The sequence below is a fragment of the Vibrio sp. 05-20-BW147 genome, from assembly GCF_013369385.1.
In the GTDB taxonomy this organism is placed as follows: Bacteria; Pseudomonadota; Gammaproteobacteria; order Enterobacterales; family Vibrionaceae; genus Vibrio; species Vibrio floridensis.
Map to the genome: position 1 here is coordinate 240,292 of NZ_SZTO01000006.1, position 23,502 is coordinate 263,793.

At 46.6% G+C, this 23,502-nt stretch carries 21 protein-coding genes; 6 read left to right on the forward strand and 15 right to left on the reverse strand.

Going from position 1 to position 23,502, the window contains the following annotated elements; all coding sequences use genetic code 11:
• The first annotated feature begins 110 nt into the window (after nt 1-110).
• Nucleotides 111-1,259: a flavohemoglobin expression-modulating QEGLA motif protein gene (locus FC652_RS07415; protein ID WP_176298077.1), complete on the forward strand. Its 1,149-nt coding sequence runs from the start codon at nt 111-113 to the stop codon at nt 1,257-1,259.
• Nucleotides 1,260-1,316: 57 nt separating this feature from the next.
• Here FC652_RS07415 and FC652_RS07420 read toward each other — a convergent pair whose 3' ends face one another.
• The 5 genes from FC652_RS07420 to rppH are packed head-to-tail and all read right to left on the reverse strand — an operon-like array spanning nt 1,317 to nt 6,597.
• Nucleotides 1,317-2,168, reverse strand: coding sequence for a thymidylate synthase (locus FC652_RS07420; protein ID WP_011078604.1), 852 nt, complete (start codon nt 2,166-2,168; stop codon nt 1,317-1,319).
• 9 nt (nt 2,169-2,177) lie between these two features.
• Entirely contained in the window at nt 2,178-2,993 is an 816-nt protein-coding gene (lgt, locus tag FC652_RS07425; RefSeq protein ID WP_011078605.1) for a prolipoprotein diacylglyceryl transferase, read from the reverse strand.
• 38 nt (nt 2,994-3,031) lie between these two features.
• The gene (locus FC652_RS07430) at nt 3,032-3,823 is read right to left on the reverse strand and encodes a sulfite exporter TauE/SafE family protein (protein WP_176298078.1); all 792 of its coding nucleotides are present in this window, start codon (nt 3,821-3,823) and stop codon (nt 3,032-3,034) included.
• Nucleotides 3,824-3,829: 6 nt separating this feature from the next.
• Nucleotides 3,830-6,076, reverse strand: a complete 2,247-nt coding sequence (gene ptsP / locus FC652_RS07435; protein WP_176298079.1) for a phosphoenolpyruvate--protein phosphotransferase — start codon at nt 6,074-6,076, stop codon at nt 3,830-3,832.
• Between the two features lie 2 nt (nt 6,077-6,078).
• On the reverse strand, nt 6,079-6,597 hold the full coding sequence (gene rppH, locus FC652_RS07440) for an RNA pyrophosphohydrolase (RefSeq protein WP_176298080.1): 519 nt from the start codon (nt 6,595-6,597) through the stop codon (nt 6,079-6,081).
• Between the two features lie 618 nt (nt 6,598-7,215).
• Between rppH and mutH the strand changes: the two genes are divergently transcribed.
• On the forward strand, nt 7,216-7,899 hold the full coding sequence (gene mutH, locus FC652_RS07445; RefSeq protein ID WP_176298081.1) for a DNA mismatch repair endonuclease MutH: 684 nt from the start codon (nt 7,216-7,218) through the stop codon (nt 7,897-7,899).
• Here mutH and FC652_RS07450 read toward each other — a convergent pair.
• A complete protein-coding gene (locus FC652_RS07450) occupies nt 7,886-8,197 on the reverse strand; it encodes a DUF6482 family protein (protein ID WP_176298082.1) in 312 nt (103 codons plus the stop codon). The genes mutH and FC652_RS07450 overlap by 14 nt on opposite strands.
• A 197-nt stretch (nt 8,198-8,394) precedes the next feature.
• Between FC652_RS07450 and FC652_RS07455 the strand changes: the two genes are divergently transcribed.
• Nucleotides 8,395-9,429: an NADP(H)-dependent aldo-keto reductase gene (locus FC652_RS07455; RefSeq protein WP_176298083.1), complete on the forward strand. Its 1,035-nt coding sequence runs from the start codon at nt 8,395-8,397 to the stop codon at nt 9,427-9,429.
• Between the two features lie 39 nt (nt 9,430-9,468).
• Here FC652_RS07455 and FC652_RS07460 read toward each other — a convergent pair whose 3' ends face one another.
• From FC652_RS07460 to xerD, 7 genes are all read right to left on the reverse strand, one after another.
• Nucleotides 9,469-9,720, reverse strand: a complete 252-nt coding sequence (locus FC652_RS07460; RefSeq protein WP_011078612.1) for a hypothetical protein — start codon at nt 9,718-9,720, stop codon at nt 9,469-9,471.
• A 513-nt stretch (nt 9,721-10,233) separates the two neighbouring features.
• Complete coding sequence (gene vpsR, locus FC652_RS07465; RefSeq protein WP_176298084.1) at nt 10,234-11,568, reverse strand: cyclic-di-GMP-binding transcriptional regulator VpsR; 1,335 nt, start codon at nt 11,566-11,568, stop codon at nt 10,234-10,236.
• Between the two features lie 209 nt (nt 11,569-11,777).
• Nucleotides 11,778-13,310: a lysine--tRNA ligase gene (lysS, locus tag FC652_RS07470; protein WP_176298085.1), complete on the reverse strand. Its 1,533-nt coding sequence runs from the start codon at nt 13,308-13,310 to the stop codon at nt 11,778-11,780.
• A 32-nt stretch (nt 13,311-13,342) separates the two neighbouring features.
• Nucleotides 13,343-14,441, reverse strand: a protein-coding gene (prfB, locus tag FC652_RS07475; protein WP_176298086.1) for a peptide chain release factor 2 whose coding sequence is annotated in 2 segments (ribosomal slippage) — nt 13,343-14,365 and nt 14,367-14,441 — 1,098 coding nt in all. Because the reading frame shifts where the segments join, the coding sequence is not laid out codon by codon here.
• A 143-nt stretch (nt 14,442-14,584) separates the two neighbouring features.
• Nucleotides 14,585-16,324, reverse strand: a complete 1,740-nt coding sequence (gene recJ, locus FC652_RS07480; RefSeq protein WP_176298087.1) for a single-stranded-DNA-specific exonuclease RecJ — start codon at nt 16,322-16,324, stop codon at nt 14,585-14,587.
• Nucleotides 16,325-16,375: 51 nt separating this feature from the next.
• Nucleotides 16,376-17,161 (reverse strand): bifunctional protein-disulfide isomerase/oxidoreductase DsbC, encoded by a 786-nt coding sequence (dsbC, locus tag FC652_RS07485; RefSeq protein ID WP_176298088.1) that lies wholly within the window; start codon nt 17,159-17,161, stop codon nt 16,376-16,378.
• A gap of 26 nt (nt 17,162-17,187) precedes the next feature.
• Nucleotides 17,188-18,105 carry a site-specific tyrosine recombinase XerD gene (gene xerD, locus FC652_RS07490; RefSeq protein ID WP_176298089.1) on the reverse strand — a complete coding sequence of 306 codons (918 nt, stop codon included), beginning with the start codon at nt 18,103-18,105 and terminating at the stop codon, nt 17,188-17,190.
• Nucleotides 18,106-18,264: 159 nt separating this feature from the next.
• On the opposite strand from xerD, the gene fldB reads away from it, so the two are divergent.
• On the forward strand, nt 18,265-18,783 hold the full coding sequence (gene fldB, locus FC652_RS07495) for a flavodoxin FldB (RefSeq protein WP_011078619.1): 519 nt from the start codon (nt 18,265-18,267) through the stop codon (nt 18,781-18,783).
• A 111-nt stretch (nt 18,784-18,894) separates the two neighbouring features.
• Here the strand turns inward: fldB and brnQ are convergent, their stop codons facing one another.
• Nucleotides 18,895-20,208 (reverse strand): branched-chain amino acid transport system II carrier protein, encoded by a 1,314-nt coding sequence (gene brnQ, locus FC652_RS07500; protein ID WP_176298090.1) that lies wholly within the window; start codon nt 20,206-20,208, stop codon nt 18,895-18,897.
• A 308-nt stretch (nt 20,209-20,516) separates the two neighbouring features.
• On the opposite strand from brnQ, the gene FC652_RS07505 reads away from it, so the two are divergent.
• Together FC652_RS07505 and srmB are read left to right on the forward strand one after the other, a co-directional pair.
• A complete protein-coding gene (locus FC652_RS07505; RefSeq protein WP_176298091.1) occupies nt 20,517-21,236 on the forward strand; it encodes a tRNA1(Val) (adenine(37)-N6)-methyltransferase in 720 nt (239 codons plus the stop codon).
• A gap of 108 nt (nt 21,237-21,344) precedes the next feature.
• A complete protein-coding gene (gene srmB / locus FC652_RS07510; RefSeq protein ID WP_176298092.1) occupies nt 21,345-22,571 on the forward strand; it encodes an ATP-dependent RNA helicase SrmB in 1,227 nt (408 codons plus the stop codon).
• A 72-nt stretch (nt 22,572-22,643) separates the two neighbouring features.
• On the opposite strand, the gene yaaA is transcribed toward srmB, so the two are convergent.
• On the reverse strand, nt 22,644-23,420 hold the full coding sequence (gene yaaA / locus FC652_RS07515; protein ID WP_043877069.1) for a peroxide stress protein YaaA: 777 nt from the start codon (nt 23,418-23,420) through the stop codon (nt 22,644-22,646).
• Nucleotides 23,421-23,502 lie beyond the last annotated feature (82 nt).

Genomic DNA, 23,502 nt, shown 5'->3' on the forward strand with positions numbered 1-23,502 from the left:
GACCTAAGGAGAGCTTTTCACGCTCTCCTTTTTTATTTCCAATAACCATCACTTTTCATTGGCAAAAGTCTTTGTCTGATACAAACTGAAGAAAAAACAGCAGTGATGTAATGATGGAACATTCAGACAAACAACAACTCCTAGCCGCAACCGGGAAAATCGATGAACAACTTTCGCTGTTAGTCGACAATATTGATATTTTGAGTAGTGTCACTCCACAAAACTACAAAGAAGAGCGTCAACGTTTTTTCGATAATCGTTTCTCGGTCGAACCTGAGTTTACTTATAAAAATCAAACCTTCGATGTCCATCAGGCCAAACGAAACCTCTACTCTCTGCCGATTGAGTTGATAGAGCACCCTCAACTGCGTCAGCTTTATGCCGAAGTCATTCAATCGTACGCAGATAAACTGGATCAACTGTGCAGCATTGGCCAACCTGAGTTTCTCTACAACTCCCTGCGCTATTATGGTGAACCAAGCAGCAAAGACATCCGCAATGCCAATTTCTTACTGCATCTTCCCATTGAAGAAGAGGCGTCACAGCGTCATGATTGCAACGAGATTGCCACGTTTATGCAGCAGTTTTGTCTAGATCATGGTTACACCGGTGAGATTGAAATCAACAACAGTATGATTGCCAATGCATTGGTCTCAGGCACCAAAGTCAAAATCAACGCCTCTGCAAGCATCACCACCAAAGAGCTTCATGCCCTCGCTCATCATGAGTTAGGCGTTCACCTACTAACCACTCTCAATGGCCGAGCACAACCGCTGAAATTACTCAGCTTGGGCTGTCCTGTGAATACCACCACACAAGAAGGTTTGGCTATCTTGTGCGAGTTTCTCTCTGGGCACTTTAGCCTTAAACGTCTTAGAACTTTAGCGCTGCGTGTGATCGCGGTAGAGTCGATGATCAAAGATCGTGATTTTAGAAACACATTTTTGCTGTTGAAAGAGCAGTACAAAGTGGACGACATGACAGCATTCACTATCACGGCTCGAGTTTATCGTGGAGGTGGCTACACCAAAGACTACCTCTACTTGCGAGGCTTCAGAGAGATACTCAACGCCTACGATCAATTAGGTGATGACTTTAATGTACTGTTGGCAGGAAAAACCGAAATACGCTACTTCTCAGCGATTAAATCGCTGATAAAAGATGACATTATTCTTCCACCAAAATTTATTAGCCCAGCTATCGCCAAACCTGCACCCGCAGATCCTATCTATAAGTTTGTCGCCAATGCGCTCAAATAGCACTGACCTAACAGGTAGCAAAAAGGGCTCTAAGAGCCCTTTTCAACCATCGTAATGTTATACCGAGAATGGGTACTGGATTGGGTCATGATGTTCATACCCCTCAACCCAGAAATCATCCAAAGTGACCCAAGTTTCCAGATCTTCCAAAGATTTGATCTCAGGATTGATGTGGAACGTTGGCGCTTGTAACGGTTCTCGCTTGAGTTGTACATCACGCATCAGCGCTAACTGATCTTCATAGATATGTGCATTAACAATCTTATGGAACGCTTGGCCTGGTTTCTTGCCCGTAATCTGCGCCATGATCGCCAAGAACACATACACCTGGACCATGTTGAAATTCAGCCCTAGCGGTACGTCACACGAACGTTGTGTGCTGTTGAGGTATAACGTATCTCCCAGCAGTGAGAAGTGATGGCTGTACATACAAGGGCGTAAACAGCCCATATGAAACTCACCAGGGTTGTAGAAATTGAGGATCTCACCGCGATCGTCTACTCCGCGCGTCAGGTCATCGACAATTTTACGCAATTGGTCGATATGACCACCATCCGGCTTTGCCCAAGCTCGCCCTTGCACGCCGTAGACACGGCCCATGTCATCTTCGCCTTTGCGATATGGGTTATTCAACCAAGCGTCATTGAGATTGGCGTTCGCATCCCAGGTTTTCGTGCCTAACTTGCGAAAATCTTCCGCATTGTCATAGCCTCGAATATAGCCAAGCAATTCTGCAACCGCCGCCTTCCAGAAACTCTTACGCGTGGTAACCAAAGGAAATTGATTGTTGGCAACATCGTAGGTTAAATCCGCGTTAATCACAGTAAGGCAGCGCTTACCGGTGCGTTCATTTTCAACCCAGTGCCCTTCATCCACGATGCGACGGCACAATTCTAAATATTGTTTCACTTCAATTCCTTACTTCACGGTTACTTTGTCTTGATAGTGGCCACGTTTATAAGCCCAAGCCATCAGCGCCAATCCACCAATGATCATTGGTGACGAGAGGATTTGTCCCATCGAAATAAAACCACCAAACAGACCCAGTTGCGCATCTGGCTCACGCACGTATTCAACGAGGAAACGGAATGTACCATATCCCGCTAGGAATAAACCAGATACAGATCCTAAAGGTCTAGGTTTGCGGATAAACCAGTTGAGGATAAAGAACAGCACCACCCCTTCTAATGCCATCTCATACAATTGCGAAGGGTGGCGTGGTAGTGGTCCGCCTGTTGGGAACACCATCGCCCAAGGCACATCGGTCACTCTGCCCCAAAGTTCACCGTTCATAAAGTTGCCTAAGCGCCCTACCCCTAAACCAAATGGCACTAACGGAGCAACGAAATCCGCCACTCCGAAAAAGGTTCGACCATTTTTCTTCGCGTACCAGAGCATAGCCGTAATGACACCCAGCAAGCCGCCATGGAAAGACATACCACCAGTCCAGACTTTAAAGAGGTAGATCGGATCGGCGAGGAAGAGATCGAAGTTATAGAACAGTACGTAGCCAATGCGACCACCCAGTACAACGCCAAGAAATCCAGCGAACAGCAAATCCGAAACTTGTTCACGCGTCCAGCCACTGCCCGGTTTGTCTGCTCGACGATTAGCAAGCCACATCGCAAACAGAAAACCAAATAGATACATCAACCCGTACCAACGAACTGAAATCGGTCCTATCGAGAAAAAGACGGGGTCGATATTAGGAAAAGGCAGGTAACCCTGAGACATAATAAGTACTCTTAATCATCAACTTAAAAATAACGCGGCTAGACTAACATGCTGAGCGCGACAAACATTAAAAACAATGCAAAGATTTTTTTCAGCTTTGCCGTTGGAAGCGTGGTGGCCCAGCGAGCACCAATGCGAGTGGTGAGCATAGAAGTGCCAGCAATAGCAAACAAAGCGGGTAAATAAACGTACCCTACACTGTAATCAGGTAATGAAGCGACGCTGTAGCCATGCAGGATGAAGCCCGTCATACCGGCAATCGCAATTACACAACCACAGACTGAGGAGGAACCCACCGCTTTGCGCATTTCAACGCCATGACGATTAAGAAACGGCACGGAAAGTGAACCACCGCCAATTCCTGCAAGACTCGATACGACACCAATGCCTGTGCCATATAGCATGGTGACCGGACTGCTAGGCATATCACGTGTTGCTGTCACGCGAATAGAGCGAAACATTTGCAAAGCGAGGAATAACACAATGATGCCAAACACGCGCGGCAGATATTGTGTCGGGATCCACTCAGCAATATTGGCACCGACAAAGCCACCAATCACCACTCCGGGCATCAACCACTTCACCACGAAGATATCCACATTTCCCAGTTTAAGGTGATTGAATGCCGAAGAACCAGAAGTGACGATAATGCTCGCCAGAGAAGTGGCTAGCGCCATATGCATACTGAGTTCTTGTGGAATACCAGCCCAAGGCAACAAATACAGAAGCGCGGGAACAACAATTAAACCACCACCAATGCCCAGCAAACCAGCCATGACACCCACAAAGCCACCTAATACCAGTAGCACACTCAATAGTTCAATTGTCACAGCAACCTACTTCTTACCTGCACGGATAAATCCGGCAAAATCATGATGAATAAAAAACTCTCGCATCAACTGTTGGATCTCTTTTCCATGAGACAGAGACAACGCTTGCTGCGATAAACTTTGAAGCTCACTGAGCTGACTATGGCGGATGAGATATTTAATGCGCGCAACGTTCGAGGTGTTCATACTCAAACTCCGGTAGCCCAACCCGATTAAGAGCAAAGCACCAAAAGGATCTCCCGCCAACTCGCCACAAATACAAACGGGTAAATTATTGTGCCCACACTGCTGATAGATCTGCTGCAGCGCTTGCAATACCGCCGGATGCAATGACTCATAGACATCCGAAACTCTGGCATTGTTCCGGTCAACTGCCAATAAATATTGCGTTAAGTCGTTCGTCCCCACCGAGACAAAATCCACGCGTTGAGCTATCGATGGAATCAAATAGACCATAGAAGGTACTTCAATCATCACGCCGATTTCAGGCTGCATCACGCGTTCATCCAGCAAAACCACCTCATGGTAAGCCTGCTGAATTAGGCGGATAGCATCCTCCAGCTCTCCAATCCCTGAGATCATCGGCAACAAAATACTGAGGTTATTGTGCTCTGCGCTAGCACGTAGCATAGCCCTCAACTGAATAAGGAAGATATCAGGATGGTCAAGGGTAAAGCGAATGCCACGCCACCCCAAAAATGGGTTGTCTTCTTCTATTGGTAAATAAGGTAAAGGCTTATCTCCACCAATATCCAACGTACGCATAACCACTCTTTGATTTGGGTAGCTACTCAAGATGGCTCGATATTGCTGATACTGCTCATCTTCAGATGGAAAGCGATGTTGCAACAGAAAAGAGATCTCCGTGCGATACAGCCCAACACCATCCACCCCAGAGTTAATGGCTATATTGCTGTCGGCGCTCAAGCCCGCATTGAGTAATACCTCGACATCGACGTTATCCAGAGTTTTCGCGGGCAGAGCAAGCTCCTTGTTCACCATCGCGAACAATTCACTCTCTTCCGTTACAAGGCTGCGGTACTCACGCAAAATCTGGCGATTAGGCTGAACATAAATCTCGCCGGAGTAGCCATCGACGATCCCTTGCTTGCCATGCACCTCTTCCAGATTCAGGTTTGCCCCCATGACCGCGGGCACCCCTAGCGCTCTGGATAAAATCGCAGCGTGGGAGTTCGCTGCGCCTTCTAACGCAACCACGGCCAATAGGTACTTTTTCGGTACAGACGCTAAAAGTGAGGCGGTGAGTTCATTGGCAACCAAAATCACAGGGCGCTCTATTCTTGGCTGTTCTTGCTCACTGTTGTGTAAAAAAAACAGTAAACGCTGACCCAACTCACGAATGTCATGCGCTCTTTCTCTCAGGTAAACATCAGACATTCGTGCAAAACGGTTAGAGTAACTCTCCACCACTTGTCGTAATGCCCAATCAGCACGATCACCTCGCTCCACGTGTTTTTTCAGATCGCTGCGCAACATGGGATCGTTCAGCAAGTGCGTGAATAAATCGAAAATGGCCAGCGCTTCTTTATTAATTTCGCTATCGAATTTCTTTCGCATACGACGGAAGTCGGCGAGTGCTGCTTCTATAGCCACCAGCAGCCATTCATGCTCTCGCTCTTTATTGAGTGTCGAGGCAGGGCAAACTTCCGACAATATTGGTTGTGAATTGTCGTACCAGAACTCACCAATCGCGACCCCACTTGAAGCGGCAATGCCCTGCACTGCGGCAGGTTTAGATGCCAATGACCAATGGCCAAGACTTTGTGCATGCGCAATGATGACAGCTAGCTGAGCAGATAAAGTGACCAGGAAGGATTCTTCCATCTCGCTGAAAAGTCGTGGTGTTTTCTGCTGGATAACCAGTACGCCCAATACTTTTTTACGATGAATGATCGGCGCGCCTAAAAACGAGTGATACGTTTCTTCGCCTAACTGAGGAAAATATTTGAACGCGGGATGCTTCGAGGCTTCGGCTAAGTTAAGAGGCTCGGCACTGCGCTTTACCAGCCCAACCAAGCCTTCCTCAAACTGGATGTGAATGCTATCGCCATGAAAGGTCAACCCTTGTGTTGCCATCAACTCAAGCCTTTGCATTTCTTCATTGGCTAAATAGACGGTGCAACACTCGGTATTTAATGCTGTGCAGGTTTCTCGTACCAGGGTGTTCAATGCTTGGTGCACATCCTCGACACGAGAAACTTTTTCAACTATCTCCCTGAGTTGACTCAGCATAGCTATCCTCTTCGTTTAGTCTTTTTACCTTTTAATTTACGTTCGCGAAAAGGCATGGCTAACGATGCAAATTCCTTCATCGCACGACGATATACGTCTCGCTTAAATGAAACCACTTGGCGAACAGGGTACCAATAACTCACCCAACGCCAACCATCAAATTCAGGAGAGCTTCCTTTTTGCATATTGATCTTGGATTCATCACACTCAAGACGCAAAAGAAACCATTTCTGCTTTTGGCCGATACAAACAGGCTTAGAGTCCCAACGAACCAGTCTCTTTGGTAGCTTATATCTTAACCAATGACGACTGCTCGCTATAATCTTAACGTCTTTATGCGTTAAACCGACTTCTTCATACAACTCTCGAAACATTGCTTGCTCCGGAGTTTCCCCATCATCAATTCCCCCTTGAGGAAATTGCCATGAGTGTTGCCCGTATCGCTTAGCCCAGAAGACCTGACCATGGTTATTACAAATCACTATACCAACATTTAGCCGGTAACCATCGCCATCTATCACTGGCTAACCTCTAAAATAAGTTTTTTATTGCAGTGATTTTTCCACATATCCCCAGCAGTAGCAAACTTACTGATGTGATATAGCTAAGATTTATCGTGTTTCAGCATCAATTGAATAACTTTACAGCACAAAAACAGTTATCAACACAAGTTTGAGACATGGACCACATTTATTCACCTTTTCTGTGAATAACTTTGTGAAAAATATTGGCTTTTCATCAATGACAGAAGTGTTAGTTGTCTTCAATACATTACTAAGATTCAAGAAAACAAAATAAAAACATTATTTATCATAGGCATAGTGTTAATTTTCATTTTTTAAAACGATCATTATACTGATGATCTTTTAAGCACAAACAGATCGGTCAAAGATCATACAATGGTTATTTTATCCACACCAAAAATCAAATGATTCAAACAGACCACCAAAAATCAAGCGATAATTCACTTACCATATACTGTTTATTGATCCATGACTTCGAAATTTTGCCCAAAAACCTCTTTCACCTGTGGATAACTCACGAACAGATCAAAGAACCACCAACAAAGATCCTCAAACATATCCTTACTGCGACAATATTTGTTACCATACCACTCTTCAAACACAGTGGTCGGTCTTATGAAACCCATCCCTAAAACGGAACATGAATTACTCCAGCGCGCCCAACAGATATCCGGTTGCAGTTTTGCCGAATTAGCGGAAGAAGCTAGGATGGAAGTGCCCTTTGATCTCAAACGCGACAAAGGTTGGGTGGGACAACTGCTTGAGTGGCACTTGGGCGCCGCTGCTGGCAGTAAGCCACAGCAGGATTTTTCCGAACTGGGCATTGAGCTAAAAAGTATTCCTGTCAGTTATGCCGGAAAACCGCTAGAAACCACCTTTGTCTGCGTAGCACCACTAACGGGAGTGCATGGATTAACGTGGGAAACCAGTCATGTGCGCAATAAACTCTCTCGTGTGTTGTGGATCCCAGTTGAAGGAGAACGAGAAATCCCATTAGCTGAGCGTCATGTCGGCACACCGTTGATTTGGTCCCCTTCTGCCGAAGAAGAACAAGTGTTGAAAAACGATTGGGAAGAGTTAATGGAAATGATCGTTTTTGGTCGCTTTGATCAAATTTCCGCTCGCCATGGTGACGCTTTACACCTGCGACCGAAAGCAGCAAACAGTAAAGCGTTGACCGAAGCCTATAACGCCAATGGTAAACCCATCAAAACCTTACCTCGCGGCTTTTACTTACGAACTCAGTTCACCGATCGCATTTTGCAGCGAGCATTCGATTCATTAATTAGTGAGGTTTAAGCTGCAGTTCTATATCGTAATAAGAAGCCAATCGATCACTGCCAACCTCTTCATAAACGTTATGTAGTCTAAGATAGGCTTTTTCCACTCCAAGTTTCATTAACTCTTCTTTTACCAAATCTAAAGAGTGAAAATGCATTATCTCCTCCCCCTGCTTAATCGGTTCAAGATGATGTTTGTACTCAATAGCGAGTAAATATTCATTCGCATCCGAACAGCCAATCACGAACATTTTTGGGGGAACATAACTCTGCTTATGCTGACCATGTAGCCAAAGATCAAGTTGATGTTTTTGCATATACTACCCTCAACTTCGCTAACGATTTATCCAGATAAAGTGTAAGTGTAGTCCATTCAAGCGTCCCCATTAAAACCGAACTGCGCATTTATTCATCAAATTATCACTAATGATATTGTTCAATATCTTCTTCAACTTACTCTTCACTCGACATAAGATGATTTAACAGCACAATATTAGATAACCAAGGAAGTGCCATGCTCTATACCAAGTTGCCTCATTCGACACTTGAGATCAGTAAGATATGTTTAGGCACCATGACGTATGGTGAACAAAATAGCCAGCAACAAGCCGTTGAACAACTTAACTACGCAATCGCGCAAGGTGTCAATTTTATTGATACGGCTGAAATGTACCCTGTTCCTCCCAAAGCCAACACACAAGGTCTCACCGAGCAGTTTATTGGTAATTGGCTAACGAAAAGTGGCAAACGAGAGAAAGTCGTGCTCGCGACCAAAATTGCCGGGCCACGCAATGTTCCCTATATTCGCGACAACATGAGCTTAAATCGACGCCATATTCACACAGCGATCGATGACAGCCTGACACGCTTGCAAACCGATTATGTCGATCTCTATCAGTTGCATTGGCCTCAGCGTCAAACCAACTGCTTTGGTCAACTCAACTACCCTTATCCCGATACGCAAGAAGATGTGACGCTCATTGAAACGCTAGAAGCACTGAATGAACTCGTTAAAGCGGGAAAGGTACGTTATATAGGCGTGTCTAATGAAACCCCTTGGGGCGTAATGACCTTGCTGCGTTTAGCTGAAAAGCACGACTTGCCAAGAATTGTTTCGATTCAAAATCCCTACAATTTACTCAATCGCAGCTTTGAAGTTGGCTTGTCCGAAATTAGCCACTACGAAGGCGTTCAACTGCTTGCTTATTCTCCGATGGCATTCGGTACACTGAGCGGTAAGTATCTCGATGCCGCTCGCCCACAAGGCGCTCGCTGCACTCTCTTTGAGCGTTTTCAGCGCTACTTTACCCCACAAGGGATAGAAGCAACCAAAGCGTATGTTTCACTCGCCAGAGATTACGGCTTGGATCCCGCGCAAATGGCACTGGCTTTTGTTAATCAACGTCCATTTGTCGCCAGTAATATCATTGGTGCAACGACTCTCGATCAGCTTAAAGCCAATATCGAGAGTCTCAATGTCAAGTTAGAAGATGAGGTGTTAAATAAAATACAGCAGATTGGAACCACCTACTCCAATCCATGCCCATAGCATTGCGGGCTGTAACCACAAAGGTTACAGCCCTTTCGATTACGTCGGTATTCGCGCACTAAGCACACGACGAATATGGCGGATTCGACGCGCAACTTTGACTTCATCCGGAGTGGTGTTTGGATTCGCTCGACCACCTTCATCTAAACCAATGTCTCTTAGCAAGAAGGCGTTGTTCCAAGGAATCTCATAACTACTACGACGGACACGTTTCGCCCATTCACGTTCTTCACGTTTTAAATCGGCTTGAACCAAAATAGTGGCTAATTTCAAATAAATAGAGTGACGCATTATTTTTCTCCAAATAAGAATGATTGCTGAGAAAAATGACGTGCTTTTCGGGTAGATCAACTCGTAGAGAGAGACACAAACTAAGCTGCCATTTTCCGCAGCTCAGTTAAATAACAATGAGGGTGCGGATTAACTAACCATCGATAGCGGTATCAGCGCCGATGCTGATAGCCACACTCATCTCAGAGGAATGAGCATCACGAAGAGCACAAACGGGTTGATTTGCATTCAATTTCAACATGTTAGCCCCCTTCAATGGTTTATTAATCCTAAAAAGTTTGATGTAGTATAACTCGAAAGTTATGGCTAAATTGTAAGCAAAGGTGACTATTAATCAATCACTTTTTAGCCTATGCAACAATTACAAAATATCCTACTAAATGTCAGTTGCATATTGATTGGTTATAACATATTCACCTTAGCAATATGAGGTTGCTAGATGATTATCTGAATGTAAAAAGGCCATTCGATAGAATGGCCTCAAGATTTGGGAATTCTTAACAGGATATTCCACTATACCGTTTGTTCTGTAATCAAGTTGTGCTTGTTGAGAAGTCTATACATCGTCGCACGTGAAACCCCCAACTCTTTGGCTGCATTCGAAACCTGACCAGAATGAGACTCAAGCACCAGCAACAGCGCATCGCGCTCACTTTTTTCACGGATATTTTTTAAGCTGCGTTTACTATCACCACGTTTAGGAAGATCCAATTGCGGCACATCGATGATTACACTGTCAGACATCAAGACCGCGCGCTTGATCTGATTCATCAGCTCGCGCACATTGCCAGGCCAGTAGTATCTCATTAGAGCTCGCATCGCTTCTTCTGAATAGCCTTTTGCTTGAGCATTGTACTCTTTTGAATATTCTTGGAGATAGGAACGAGCTAATAGAGCGATATCACTGGCACGCTCTTTGAGGCTTGGTACGTTAATCCGCAGTACATTGATGTAGTGGTATAACTCTTCGCTAAAATCCCCATCGATCAGTGCTTTTTCAATATCAGAAGCATTCGCCGTCAAAATACGAACATTGACCTTCTTCATACCATCGCTGGTTTCTATCGTTCCTTCTTGCAAGAAACGCAATAAGTGCAACTGCTGAGTTTTGGAAATGGTCAAAATATCATTGAGTAAAACGGTTCCACCATCGGCCTGCTCTAGAATCGAAGGGCCAGCCTGCACATCAGCCCCAATGCCAAACACTTCGGATTGAAAGCGTTGTTCACTCATCGCACGACATTTTACAGAGAAGAATGGCTTCATCGCACGAGAAGAGATTTTGTGGATGGCTCGAGCCACGGTTTCCTTACCGGAACCATTTTCCCCATTGATCAGAATACTCACATCGGTAGGACCAATGCGTTTAATTTGATCGCGTAGACGCTTCAAAGGCACCGATTCCCCAATCAGCCCCATATCTTGATTGTTACCAAACGTCGGCCAAACTTTTTTCTCAAGTTTGAGCATGCCCAATTGATGACCTATCGTGCTGAGAAGTTGTGCGTCAGGGATAGGGGCAGTGAAAAAGTCGATGCAGAAGTTAACGATAAACTGGCAAATGGTGTCAGAGCTAAGTTGCTGTTCACGAATGAAAGCAATCCAACGCACATGCTTATGTGTACTGACCAAATTTGCTATGCCATTTAAACTGAACTCATCATGACTGAGATCGACGATACCAATGCACGGGCCGATATCTTCGAGCAATGCGTCGACTTTACGTAAATCTGCACACTGGTGGCATTTCCAGCCTACCTGCTCCAAAACGGACAACCAAGGCTCATAAGTGCCACCAACTACAACCAATGAGCCTGGCACAGAATCCATCTTAAACTGAGTCGCCATATACAACCTTTTCACAATTTCGAACATGAGTGACATTATCGAGACTAATGATCGACAAGTCTGTATCACATTTGAGACAGTGTATTAATTCTAAACTCAATAACCAATAGTTGGAATGCAGTTAGCATTTCGTTGTGTAAATAGAACTATGCTCAGTAAAAAAAACCACCCGAAGGTGGTTTTTTAAGCTTTCTGTTTAAGCTATCTGATTACGCTTGTGGGCGCATTGCAGGGAATAGAATAACGTCACGAATCGTGTGCGTGTTGGTCAGTAGCATCACGAGGCGGTCGATGCCGATACCTTGACCTGCAGTCGGTGGTAGACCGTGCTCGAGTGCCGTTATGTAGTCTGCATCGTAGAACATCGCTTCGTCATCACCCGACTCTTTCGCTTCAACCTGTGCTTTGAAACGTGCGTCTTGGTCTTCTGCATCGTTAAGCTCAGAGAAACCGTTCGCCACTTCACGGCCACCGATGAAGAACTCAAAGCGGTCTGTGAAGAACGGGTTGTCATCGCTACGACGAGCCAGTGGAGAGATATCTGCTGGGTAGCCCGTGATGAACGTTGGCTGCATTAGTTTAGGTTCTGCTGTTTCACCAAAGATCTCTTCAAGAAGCTGACCACATGTCCAGAAAGGTTCGACTTCTACGTGAACCGATTTCGCGATAGAAACCATTAGGTCACGGTTTTGAATGTCTTCTTCTGTTAGCGCTTGGATTTGCGCGTGGTCTGGGTTGTAGTGCTTGATCGCTTCAAACATGCTCATGCGAGCGTAAGTACCACCAAACTCAACAGTATGCTCACCGTAAGGCATTGACGTTGAACCTAGGACCTCTAGAGCAACAGAGCTTAGTAGTTCTTCAGTTAGGTCCATCAGATCTTTGTAGTCCGCGTACGCCATGTAGAACTCCATCATCGTGAATTCTGGGTTGTGACGTGGAGAAAGACCTTCGTTACGGAAGTTACGGTTGATTTCGAATACGCGATCAAAACCACCAACAACTAGACGCTTCAGGTATAGCTCAGGCGCAATACGTAGGTACATTGGCATATCTAGCGCATTGTGGTGCGTAACGAATGGACGCGCACTCGCACCGCCAGGGATCACGTGCATCATTGGCGTTTCAACTTCCATGAACTGTTTAGAGATCATGAAATTACGGATTGCCGACATCACTTTTGAACGTACTACAAACGCGTTACGAGAATCTTCATTCACGATGAGGTCAACATAACGCTGACGGTAACGCATTTCTTGGTCAGTGAGACCGTGGAACTTCTCTGGCAGTGGACGAAGTGCTTTGGTCAGCAACTCGTACTCTGTCATATTTACGTATAGGTCGCCTTTGCCAGATTTGTGCAGCGCACCCTTCACACCGATGATGTCACCGATATCCAGACCTTGGTATTTGTCTTTCAGTACTTTTTGTACATCTTTGTCCGCGTAAGCCTGGATACGACCTGAAGTCTCTTGGATCACTAGGAATGGTCCACGTTTCGCCATAACACGGCCAGCAATAGCAACCACGTGATTAAGTGCTTCTAGCTCTTCCTTACTCTTTTCACCGAACTCTTTTTGAAGGTCGCCAGCAAGGCTGTCACGACGGAAGTCGTTTGGGTGGCCATTTGCTTTGCAGCTCTTTCGGATTTGATCCAATTTTGCACGGCGTTCAGCAATGAGCTTGTTCTCTTCTGGTGTAGAGGCGTCTTGTACAGTTTCGTTTTGAACAGCATCAGTCATTTTCGATGTATCCTGCTTAGTCGGTGAAAAGCTTAAAGGCCTGATTTCAGGCTAGCTTCAATAAATTTGTCCAGATCGCCATCAAGAACCGCTTGGGTATTACGGTTTTCAATGCCGGTACGTAAATCTTTGATGCGAGAATCATCCAATACGTAAGAACGGATCTGGCTACCCCAGCCAATGTCAGACTTAGCGTCTTCATTAGCTTGTTTTTCCGCATTTTGCTTTTGCAGTTCAAGTTCAAACAGCTTAGCGCGAAGCTGCTTCATCGCTTGATCTTTGTTTTTGTGTTGAGAACGGTCGTTCTGACATTGAACCACGGTATTGGTTGGTACGTGGGTAATACGTACCGCAGATTCGGTGGTGTTTACGTGCTGACCACCCGCACCAGACGCACGATACACGTCAATACGGAGATCGGCAGGGTTAATGTCGATGTCGATGTTTTCATCAATCTCTGGGTAAACAAACGCAGAAGCAAAAGAAGTGTGACGACGACCGCCTGAGTCAAACGGAGACTTACGCACCAAACGGTGAACACCCGTTTCGGTACGCAACCAACCATAAGCATAATCACCGACAATACGTACAGTGACCGACTTAAGGCCAGCAACATCCCCTTCGGAGACTTCAATCACTTCGGTTTTGAAGCCTTTTGCTTCAGCCCAACGAAGATACATGCGAAGCATCATGCTCGTCCAGTCTTGCGCTTCTGTACCGCCAGAACCTGCTTGCAGGTCAATATAGCAATCTGAAGAATCGTGTGCGCCGGAGAACATGCGACGGAACTCTAAGCCCGCGAGCTTCTCTTCTAAAGCTTCAAGTTCTGGACCGATTTCATCAAAGGTCTCTTGATCTTCAGCTTCAATGGCCAGCTCAAGCAAACCTTCAACGTCATCCACACCTTGATCAAGCTGATCAATGGTTTCAACAACCGCTTCCAGTGATGCACGTTCACGACCGAGAGCTTGCGCTCGATCAGGCTCGTTCCAAACGTCCGGTTGTTCAAGTTCTGCGTTAACTTCTTCTAGACGCTCTTTCTTAGCGTCATAGTCAAAGATACCCCCTCAGGACATTTGTGCGCTCAGACACGTCCTGTAGACGGTTTTTAATGGGATTGATTTCAAACATGTTGGCTCAACATTTTAGAGTAGAATTTAACCGAGGAATTCTACTCAAAAATGTGACAGAGATACAGGAAAAATTGGGAAGAAATTTGCCGAATCCTGAAGAGAAAAAAGGAGCGAGATTCGTTCTCACTCCTTTAATGGCGGTTATCGAGCTTCGATGTGTTCAATCATCAATTGCAACGATTGATTGTTGCGAAACTCATTGATATCCAGTTTGTAGGCAAGGCGAACGGTTTTCACCGAGGCATCTGGCCAGCGACGTAAATCGACGTTGAAGGCAATCCCGTCAATCATGATGTTGGTTGGATGGCCTTTGAATAAAGGCTCAAGCATCAATTTTAGATGTTTTTCTCCGACCAATTTCTGGTGCAGCACTTTAAATTCGCCATCAAAAATGGGCTCTGGAAATGCCTGCCCCCAAGGCCCCGCAGATCGCAGCAGCTCCGCTGTATGCATGGAAAACTCTTCAGGCTTGAGTTCGCCATCAGAAAGCACAATACCTTTCAGTGCGGCTTCATCCAATTCGCGTTTCACCAGTTGATCAAACAGCTGACTAAATCGTTCAAAATCGCACTCTTTGATGGTCAAGCCAGCCGCCATCGCGTGACCGCCAAATTTGAGGATCAAGCCGGGATTTTGTGTATCCATCAAATCCAGCGCATCACGCATGTGTAGGCTCGGAATAGAGCGACAAGATCCTTTGATATACCCATCGCCACCATCGGCAAATGCGATCACCGGACGATGATATTTCTCTTTGATTCTCGACGCTAGAATACCAATCACGCCCTGATGCCAATCGCGCTGGAAAAGAGCCAAACCATAAGGCAACTCACTGTTTTCGCCAAACTGCAGACGTTCACAAAACGCCATTGCCTCTTGCTTCATGCCCTCTTCGATTTCTTTACGAGTTTGATTGAGCCCGTCCAGTTCATGCGCCATACGACGCGCCGCGTGGATGTTGTTGCACATCAGCAATTCAACCCCAAACGACATGTCATCCAGACGCCCTGCGGCATTGATGCGCGGGCCCAGTGCAAAACCAAAATCTGCCGCCACCAAACGACGAGCATCGCGCTTGGCCACTTCTATCAAGGCTTGAATACCCGGACGCGCTTTCCCGGCGCGAATGCGCTGCAGGCCTTGGTGCACCAAAATGCGGTTGTTTTCATCCAGCGGCACAACATCCGCAACGGTGCCTAAGGCCACCAAATCCACCAGCTCCATCAGCTTCGGCTCTGCCATACCTTGTTCAGCAAACCAACCGCGTTTACGCATGTGGACACAAAGGGCCATCATCAGATAAAAAGCCACGCCAACCCCAGCCAGTGCTTTGGAAGGAAAAGCGCAGGTCTGTAAGTTTGGATTGACCATCGCGTCTACCTCAGGCAACACTTGCCCGGGTAAATGGTGATCGGTCACCAACACTTTTAAGCCATGCTCTTTGGCATAACGCACCCCCTCAATGGAGGAGACGCCGTTATCCACGGTCATGATCACTTCAGCACCCAAGGCGATAGCCTGCTCGACCACTTCAGGGCTCAAACCATAGCCATCTTCAAATCGGTTGGGCACTAAGTAGTCGACATTGTTGCTGCCAAGCATGCGCAGGGCAAGCACTGAGAGTGCCGAACTGGTCGCGCCATCGGCATCAAAATCCCCGACCACAATAATGCGCTTCTGCTCACGTATAGCCTCAAAAAGCAGCGCCACGGCGAGTTCAATTCCGTGCAATTTTTGGTATGAATGCAGCCCTTTAACGGCGGTTTCCAATTGGCTTACGTCTTGAATACCACGGTTGAGATAGATGCGTTTGAGGATATCCGGCACACTGTCGGGCAAGAGGGAAAGATCGGGTTCTGGTCGTCGTTGTATTTCTATCATGAATTGAATAGAGCCCGCGGGTCAAACGCGCAGGCTCTGCTCCTTGAAGGTTTATGGTTGCTGTAAACGCTCTAGCAGTTTTTCTGGTGGCAAGTAACCAGCAACCAGCTCACCATTTGGCAAGAAAATCGCAGGCGTGCCTGTAATACCGAGTTGCTGACCAAGTTGGTAATGTTGAGCCACGGTCTGCTTGCACTGCTGTAAATCATTTTTCGCTGGGGCAAATTTGCGGTTCACTTTAGCATCATGCATCGCTTCTTGTGGATTAGCGGCACACCAGATGCCCGCCATTTGTTCTGCCACAGGGCCCGTGCCACCTTGGCGTGGGTATGCCATATAACGCACGGTGATACCTAAATCATTGTAGCCCTGCATCTGGCTGTGTAGACGAACGCAGTAACCGCAAGTAATGTCGGTAAACACCGTCACCACGTATTTTTCATCTTTGGCTTTGTACTCGATCGCGCTGTCAGCAAATTCAGCAATTTTCTTGGCGTTGAGCGGCGCTTGGCGTTCTGCAAGCACGTCCTTGTATTGACCATTTTCGTCAATGGCATACAAGGTTCCAGCGATAAAGTGGCTGCCGTCATTAGACGCAAATAACACCCCGCCACTGGTTTGAATTTCGACTAAACCCGCCACATCCGAAGGTTGAATATCCATGATGTTCAGGCCCAACTTTGAAAAACGAGCTTTGAGAGCTTCGCTATCAAAATGCGTGTTCGCCGCCACTTGTGCAGCAGGCTGAGCGGTTTCGACAGCTTGGCTTTCTTCAGCACCGCAGGCCGTCACAAAGAGAGGAAGAGTTAAAAGAGTTAGTCGGCGTAATACGCTCATTAAAATCACCTTGTCGTTATTCCGCGTTAAGCACGCGGATGATGTTGGCTATGAATCTGTTTTAGTCGTTCTGTTGCCACGTGAGTATAAATTTGCGTGGTCGATAAGTCACTATGACCAAGCAGCATCTGTACGACCCTGAGATCGGCCCCATAGTTCAATAAATGGGTGGCGAAAGCGTGCCTCAAAACGTGTGGTGACAAATGATCAGTATCGATACCTGCAATCACCGCATAGAATTTGATGCGATGCCAAAAGGTTTGTCTGGTCATTTGTCTGGCACGCTTACTTGGAAACACCACATCCGAAGAGGTTTCACCCAATAACGCCGGACGACCTTGTTTGATAAAGGTTTCGATCCAGTCGATGGCATTTTCCCCCATGGGCACTAAGCGCTCTTTGCCACCTTTACCCGTCACCCGCACCACACCTTGACGCAAGCTGATGTTTTCCATGGTTAAACTCACCAGCTCGGTAACACGCAACCCCGTGGCATACAGTAGCTCAAGCATGGCTTTGTCACGCAGTTCCACCGGATCATTCGGATCGGGCGCATCCAATAACGCATCGACCTGCTCTTCACTGATGTCTTTTGGCAAACGTTGCGGCAATTTAGGGCTGACCAATAGGGCACTAGGATCATCGGCGCGCACTTTTTCTCGATGGAGATATTGAAACAGACGACGAATCGCTGACAACATCCGCGCTCTTGAAGTCTGCTTGTAGTCTTGATCCACCAAATAGCTTTGGTATTGCTGAAGCCCAGACAGGCTGATGAAATTGAGCCGATAATGATTCGCCTCCATCCACTGCAATAACTTCATCAGATCGTTGCGGTAAGAGGCCAACGTATTCTCTGCGAGGCCTCGCTCCATCCACATCGCATCGAGAAATTGCTCTACGTAGCCAAAATCTTGCATATTAACCGATGCCGTTTGTTGCATGGACACACCTTAAATCATTGTAAATCAACAGTGCTGAGAGTAAGACAGCCACAGATTTAATGCTATAAAAAATCCATTCGGACGCGATATTCGCTGCAATCCTCCGCAGAATCGAGGTAGAATTCGCCATCGCATGGCAAAACAGTACTGATAACGCAGATGAAAATCGGACTTTTTTACGGCTCAACCACCTGTTACACCGAAATGGCGGCAGAAAAAATGCGCGCCATTTTGGGGGATGACTTGGTTGAGATCCATAATGTCAAAGAGTGCGACCTCGCACAAATGGCAGACTATGACCTGCTGCTTCTAGGCATTTCCACTTGGGATTTTGGCGAAATTCAAGAAGATTGGGCCGCCATTTGGCACGATCTCGCCTCCTCGCCTGTGCAAGGTAAAACCATCGCACTGTTCGGTCTCGGTGACCAAGAAGGTTATGGTGAATGGTATCTCGACGCGATGGGATTGCTGCACGATGAGCTTAAAGCGGTAGGTGCGGAGTTTATTGGCTATTGGCCAAATCAAGGCTACCAATTTGAAGCCTCTAAAGCCCTCACTGAAGATGGCAGCCACTTTGTTGGCTTGGCGCTCGATGAAGATTCCCAATACGAATTGAGCGACGAGCGCATTGAAACTTGGATTGAGCAAGTTCTAACGGAATTTCACGACAAGCTGTAACGCTTAAGGCGAATTTTCTGAATCGAGCCAGTTTGTGAATCAGCAGTCAGCAAAAAGCCCGTCACATTGGACGGGCTTTTTATTGTCTTACGCTTTCTTAAAATGCAGCGATTAAGCGGCTTCTTCAGCCAGTTCTTGACGAACAGAGCGGCTGACAAAGAACATACACACAATCGCCGTCATGGTTGGCAGCAACCACGCCATGCCCACTTCAAATAGCGGCAGTACTTTGAATGCAGACACATCCACGCCCGCCACTTTTGCTGCATCAATCAAGGCAAACAACAGTGAAACAAGGATAACCACGCGGTACGCCACTTGTGGGTTTGGTAATTTCTTACGCACGAAAGTCAGTGCCACCAACGCAATGGCCACTGGGTATAGTGCAAACAGGACCGGCACAGACAGAGAGATAAGCTGCGCAAGACCAACATTCGCCACCACAGCACAAGCAACGCCATTGATCACAACCCACGCTTTGTATGAAAGCGGAGTCAGTGAACTGAAGTAATCTGAACACGCTGAGATCAGACCAATTGCAGTGGTTAAACACGCAAGCAGTACAATTACAGACAACACGATTTGACCATAAGGACCAAACAGCGCTTGAACGTATAGGCTGAGAACCACGCCACCGTTGTCTGCACTAGAGGCCACCGCCGCGCTCGTTGCGCCAAGGTAGAACAATGAGATGTAAACAAATGCCAGACCGGCTGCAGCAATGAAACCTGCGTAAATCAGGTATTTAGTCGTTGCAGAACGCTCCGTAATACCACGGCTGCGCAGCGCATCAACGATCAACATGCCGAACATCAGTGAGCCAAACGTATCCATGGTGTTGTAACCTTCAAGGAAGCCTTTGGTGAGTGGCTGTGTTAGGTACTCACCTTTTGCAGCAAGCATTTCACCCTGGGGATCAATAAATACCGCAAGCGCCAAAATAATCAGGCCAACAAACAGCACTGGCGTTAATACTTTACCGATGACGTCAATCAACTTACCTTGCGACCACGAGAAGAACATCGCCACCGCAAAGAAAAGAATCGAGAAAATCGTCAAATGTGACTGAAGCGCATCAGCGAAAAAAGGCTTCACCGCCATTTCATAGGCCACTAGGCCAGTACGTGGCGCAGCAAAAGCAGGGCCGATGATGATAAAGATCAACACCGCCATCAATGTTGCTGCTTGTTTAGGAAGATCTTTGGTTAAGTGATCCCAAGTTCCACCAGCAACGGCAATAGCAATAATGGTGATCAAAGGAAGACCTACTGCCGTCAAAAGAAAACCTGACATCGCTGGTAACAGATGTTCACCAGCTAATTGACCAGCTAGAGGAGGGAAAATAATGTTGCCCGCTCCTAAGAAAAACGCAAACAGCATAAAGCCGACTGCGATAATATCGGTTAGTTTTAAAGTCTGCTTCACAGATAACCCTTAGAATAATTTTGATTGATGTTGTGTATGCATTCGCCGCTCTTTCGACCGACGATTGTGCTAATTTTAGGGGCGCATAATGACGAAACGACCACCAATTGGCAACCTTTAAGCCAAAAAACACTATATTAATTTATATAAATGACAGTATCACAGTGAATGTGACCAAGATCCAATTTGTATTTAGACGGATAAGCTACACAACAACGCATCAAAGTGATAACAGATAGAGAAATAATTCAAACAAATACTTAACAATGGTTTTTCTATCTAAAAATAGGAAAAATGAAGAGATAAACATGAAGAGTGGCACATTAAAAACTAAAGGGTTCAAATTTAAACAGTTTTCAATCGCCAGCAGCAACTCTGGTATGCCCGTCAGTACTGATGGCGTCTTGCTCGGTGCTTGGGCCGACTTCCACTACTGCCAAAATCTACTCGATATTGGTACAGGGACAGGATTGCTTAGCTTGATGTGCGCTCAACGATACGCACATCTTTCGATCACAGCCGTCGATATTGACGCGCATGCCATGGAAGCCGCACAAGAAAACTTCAGCCACAGCCCTTGGCACTCAAGGCTTCACTTGCAACACGGTGACGTACTCAAGCTCAATTTTACACATCGTTTTGATGGCATTATTTGTAACCCGCCTTATTTTAATAGCGGTGAACAAGCCCACGCGACGCAGCGTGCTACCGCCAGGCATACCGATACTCTGGCCCACGATGTGCTGTTATTGCGCTGCAGAGAATTACTCACCCCGAATGGCAAAGCCAACTTTGTGTTGCCACTGACCGAGGGAGAACAATTTCTGCAACTCGCTCAACAGCAAGGTTGGCATCTACATCGGCTATGTCGTGTCAAGCCTAGTCCGAATAAGCCTGTTCATCGCTTACTGTTTGAACTCGGTTTATCCACGGCAACAACGAGTGAAGAGCATCTCACGATCAACAACGGATCGACCTACAGCGATGCGTTCATCGCCCTGTGCCAAGATTTTTATCTCAAGATGTAGAAATAACGTGTGATCAAAATCACCGAACACTCTATAATATTCGCCCTTTTAGACTATTGCTGCCCATCGAACTTTGTATCATTGGGCATTGCTTGTGGAGAACACACTGTGATCAGAACCTTTGCCGATCTTGATCTTGACCCAAACTTGCTGGCTGCCATCGAAGAGATGGGTTACGAGCGCCCAACTCAAATTCAAGCTGAAGCAATTCCACAAGCCCTAGAAGGCCGTGATATTCTTGCTTCCGCTCCGACAGGAACCGGAAAAACCGCCGCATTTGTCTTGCCTGCGCTGCAATACTTGCAAGATTTTCCACGCCGTAAACCTGGACCAGCACGAATTCTGATCCTCACGCCAACCCGTGAACTCGCCATGCAGGTGGCCGATCAAGCTCGTGCGCTTGCCAAAAACACCAGTTTGAACATTTTCACCATCACGGGTGGTGTTCAATACCAAGAACATGCGGATATCCTTGCGACCACACAAGATATCGTGGTGGCGACACCGGGCCGCTTGATGGAGTACATCCAAGCAGAACGCTTTGACTGCCGCGCGATCGAATGGCTGATCCTCGACGAAGCAGACCGCATGCTTGACATGGGCTTTGCTCCAACGGTTGATCGCCTATCCAATGAGTGTCGTTGGCGCAAACAGACCATGCTCTTCTCTGCAACGCTAGAAGGCAAAGGGGTGGAAGGTTTTACCGCGGATCTGCTGAACGATCCTGCGGACATTGATGCAGAGCCTTCGCGCCGCGAGCGTAAAAAAATCACCCAGTGGTATTACCGTGCAGATAGCATGGAGCACAAGCTCGCGCTACTGAAAGACATCATCAACAACCAAGCGGAACGTACGATTGTTTTCCTCAAAACACGTGAACGTCTGGCGGATCTACGTGCTCACCTCGAAAGCGAACAAGTCAATTGCGCTTGGATTCAAGGTGAAATGCCGCAAGATCGTCGTAACAACGCGATTGCTCGCTTCCGCGATGGCAGTGTGAATGTACTGCTTGCAACGGATGTCGCAGCTCGTGGTATCGACTTGCCTGACGTGTCACACGTTGTAAACTTCGACATGCCACGCAGTGCCGATGTTTACCTTCACCGCATCGGTCGTACCGCTCGCGCAGGTAAGAAAGGCAACGCAATCTCTATTGTAGAAGCCCACGACCAACCCATGATGGATCGCGTAGCTCGCTACGTGAAAGAGGATATTAAAGAGCGCTTTGTCAAAGAGCTTCGCCCTCAACACAAGAAGCCGGTGTTTAAGAAGAAAAAGAAAAAAGACGATAAAAAAACGTCAGTGAAAAAGAAAAGCACCAAAAAGAAAAAGTAATGGTTCGATAACGTAAAAGGGTTGGCACTGTGCCAACCCTTTCTGTTTTCAGACCTTAGCTACAGCCAAATCTCAGTGTTGCTCTTCGCGCTTAAACACCAATTCTGTCGGAGTCGACTCTTCTTCGACAAAGTAGTAACCCGCACTGTCAAATTGAGTCAAATCCGCCACACTCGAAATACGATTTTCAATGATGTAGCGCGCCATCATGCCTCGCGCCTTTTTAGCAAAAAAGCTAATGACCTTGTATTGACCGTTCTTCGCATCTTTAAAAATCGGCGTGATCACTTGCGCGTCCAAGGCTTTCGGTTTCACCGCTTTAAAATACTCATTGGACGCAAGATTGATCAACACGTTATCACCTTGAGCCGCAATCGCCTCATTAAGTTTCTCAGTGATCACATTGCCCCAAAACTGATAAAGATTACTGCCTTTGGGGTTGGCTAATTTTGTGCCCATCTCCAAGCGATAGGGTTGCATCAGATCCAGTGGCTTTAATAGCCCATACAGCCCAGATAGCATACGCAAATGTTTTTGCGCGTAATCAAAATCGTCATCGTTGAGCGTTTCCGCTTCAAGCCCTGTGTACACATCACCTTTAAAAGCCAGAATCGCTTGGCGCGCGTTATCTGGAGTGAATTCTTCGCTCCACTCTTGGAAGCGACCCACATTGAGATCGGCGATTTTATCACTCACTTTCATCAACGAAGCCACATCCGCAGGCGTCAACTGGCGGCAAACTTCAATCAACTGTTTTGAGTAATCCACGAGCTCTGGCTGAGTGAACTTGTGGGTCACGAGTGGTGATTCGTAGTCGAGCGTTTTAGCTGGTGAAACAACGATAAGCATGACGATTCTTTCCCTTATTTTCTTTTTGACTAGGGTACAAAAAAAGCCGCGCATTGTCTGCACGGCTTTTCGAATCACAGTG

Bases quoted from the DNA above. Each gene is read 5' to 3' on its own strand.
- dsbC (WP_176298088.1), bottom strand. From the start codon at position 17,161: ATGAGCGTATTACGCCGACTAACTCTTTTAACTCTTCCTCTCTTTGTG.
- yaaA (WP_043877069.1), bottom strand. From the start codon at position 23,420: ATGCTTATCGTTGTTTCACCAGCTAAAACGCTCGACTACGAATCACCA.
- ptsP (WP_176298079.1), bottom strand. From the start codon at position 6,076: ATGCTGAGTCAACTCAGGGAGATAGTTGAAAAAGTTTCTCGTGTCGAG.
- FC652_RS07505 (WP_176298091.1), top strand. From the start codon at position 20,517: ATGAAGAGTGGCACATTAAAAACTAAAGGGTTCAAATTTAAACAGTTT.
- xerD (WP_176298089.1), bottom strand. From the start codon at position 18,105: ATGCAACAAACGGCATCGGTTAATATGCAAGATTTTGGCTACGTAGAG.
- lysS (WP_176298085.1), bottom strand. From the start codon at position 13,310: ATGACTGATGCTGTTCAAAACGAAACTGTACAAGACGCCTCTACACCA.
- recJ (WP_176298087.1), bottom strand. From the start codon at position 16,324: ATGATAGAAATACAACGACGACCAGAACCCGATCTTTCCCTCTTGCCC.
- FC652_RS07455 (WP_176298083.1), top strand. From the start codon at position 8,395: ATGCTCTATACCAAGTTGCCTCATTCGACACTTGAGATCAGTAAGATA.
- mutH (WP_176298081.1), top strand. From the start codon at position 7,216: ATGAAACCCATCCCTAAAACGGAACATGAATTACTCCAGCGCGCCCAA.
- lgt (WP_011078605.1), bottom strand. From the start codon at position 2,993: ATGTCTCAGGGTTACCTGCCTTTTCCTAATATCGACCCCGTCTTTTTC.
- fldB (WP_011078619.1), top strand. From the start codon at position 18,265: ATGAAAATCGGACTTTTTTACGGCTCAACCACCTGTTACACCGAAATG.
- vpsR (WP_176298084.1), bottom strand. From the start codon at position 11,568: ATGGCGACTCAGTTTAAGATGGATTCTGTGCCAGGCTCATTGGTTGTA.
- FC652_RS07460 (WP_011078612.1), bottom strand. From the start codon at position 9,720: ATGCGTCACTCTATTTATTTGAAATTAGCCACTATTTTGGTTCAAGCC.
- FC652_RS07415 (WP_176298077.1), top strand. From the start codon at position 111: ATGATGGAACATTCAGACAAACAACAACTCCTAGCCGCAACCGGGAAA.
- FC652_RS07450 (WP_176298082.1), bottom strand. From the start codon at position 8,197: ATGCAAAAACATCAACTTGATCTTTGGCTACATGGTCAGCATAAGCAG.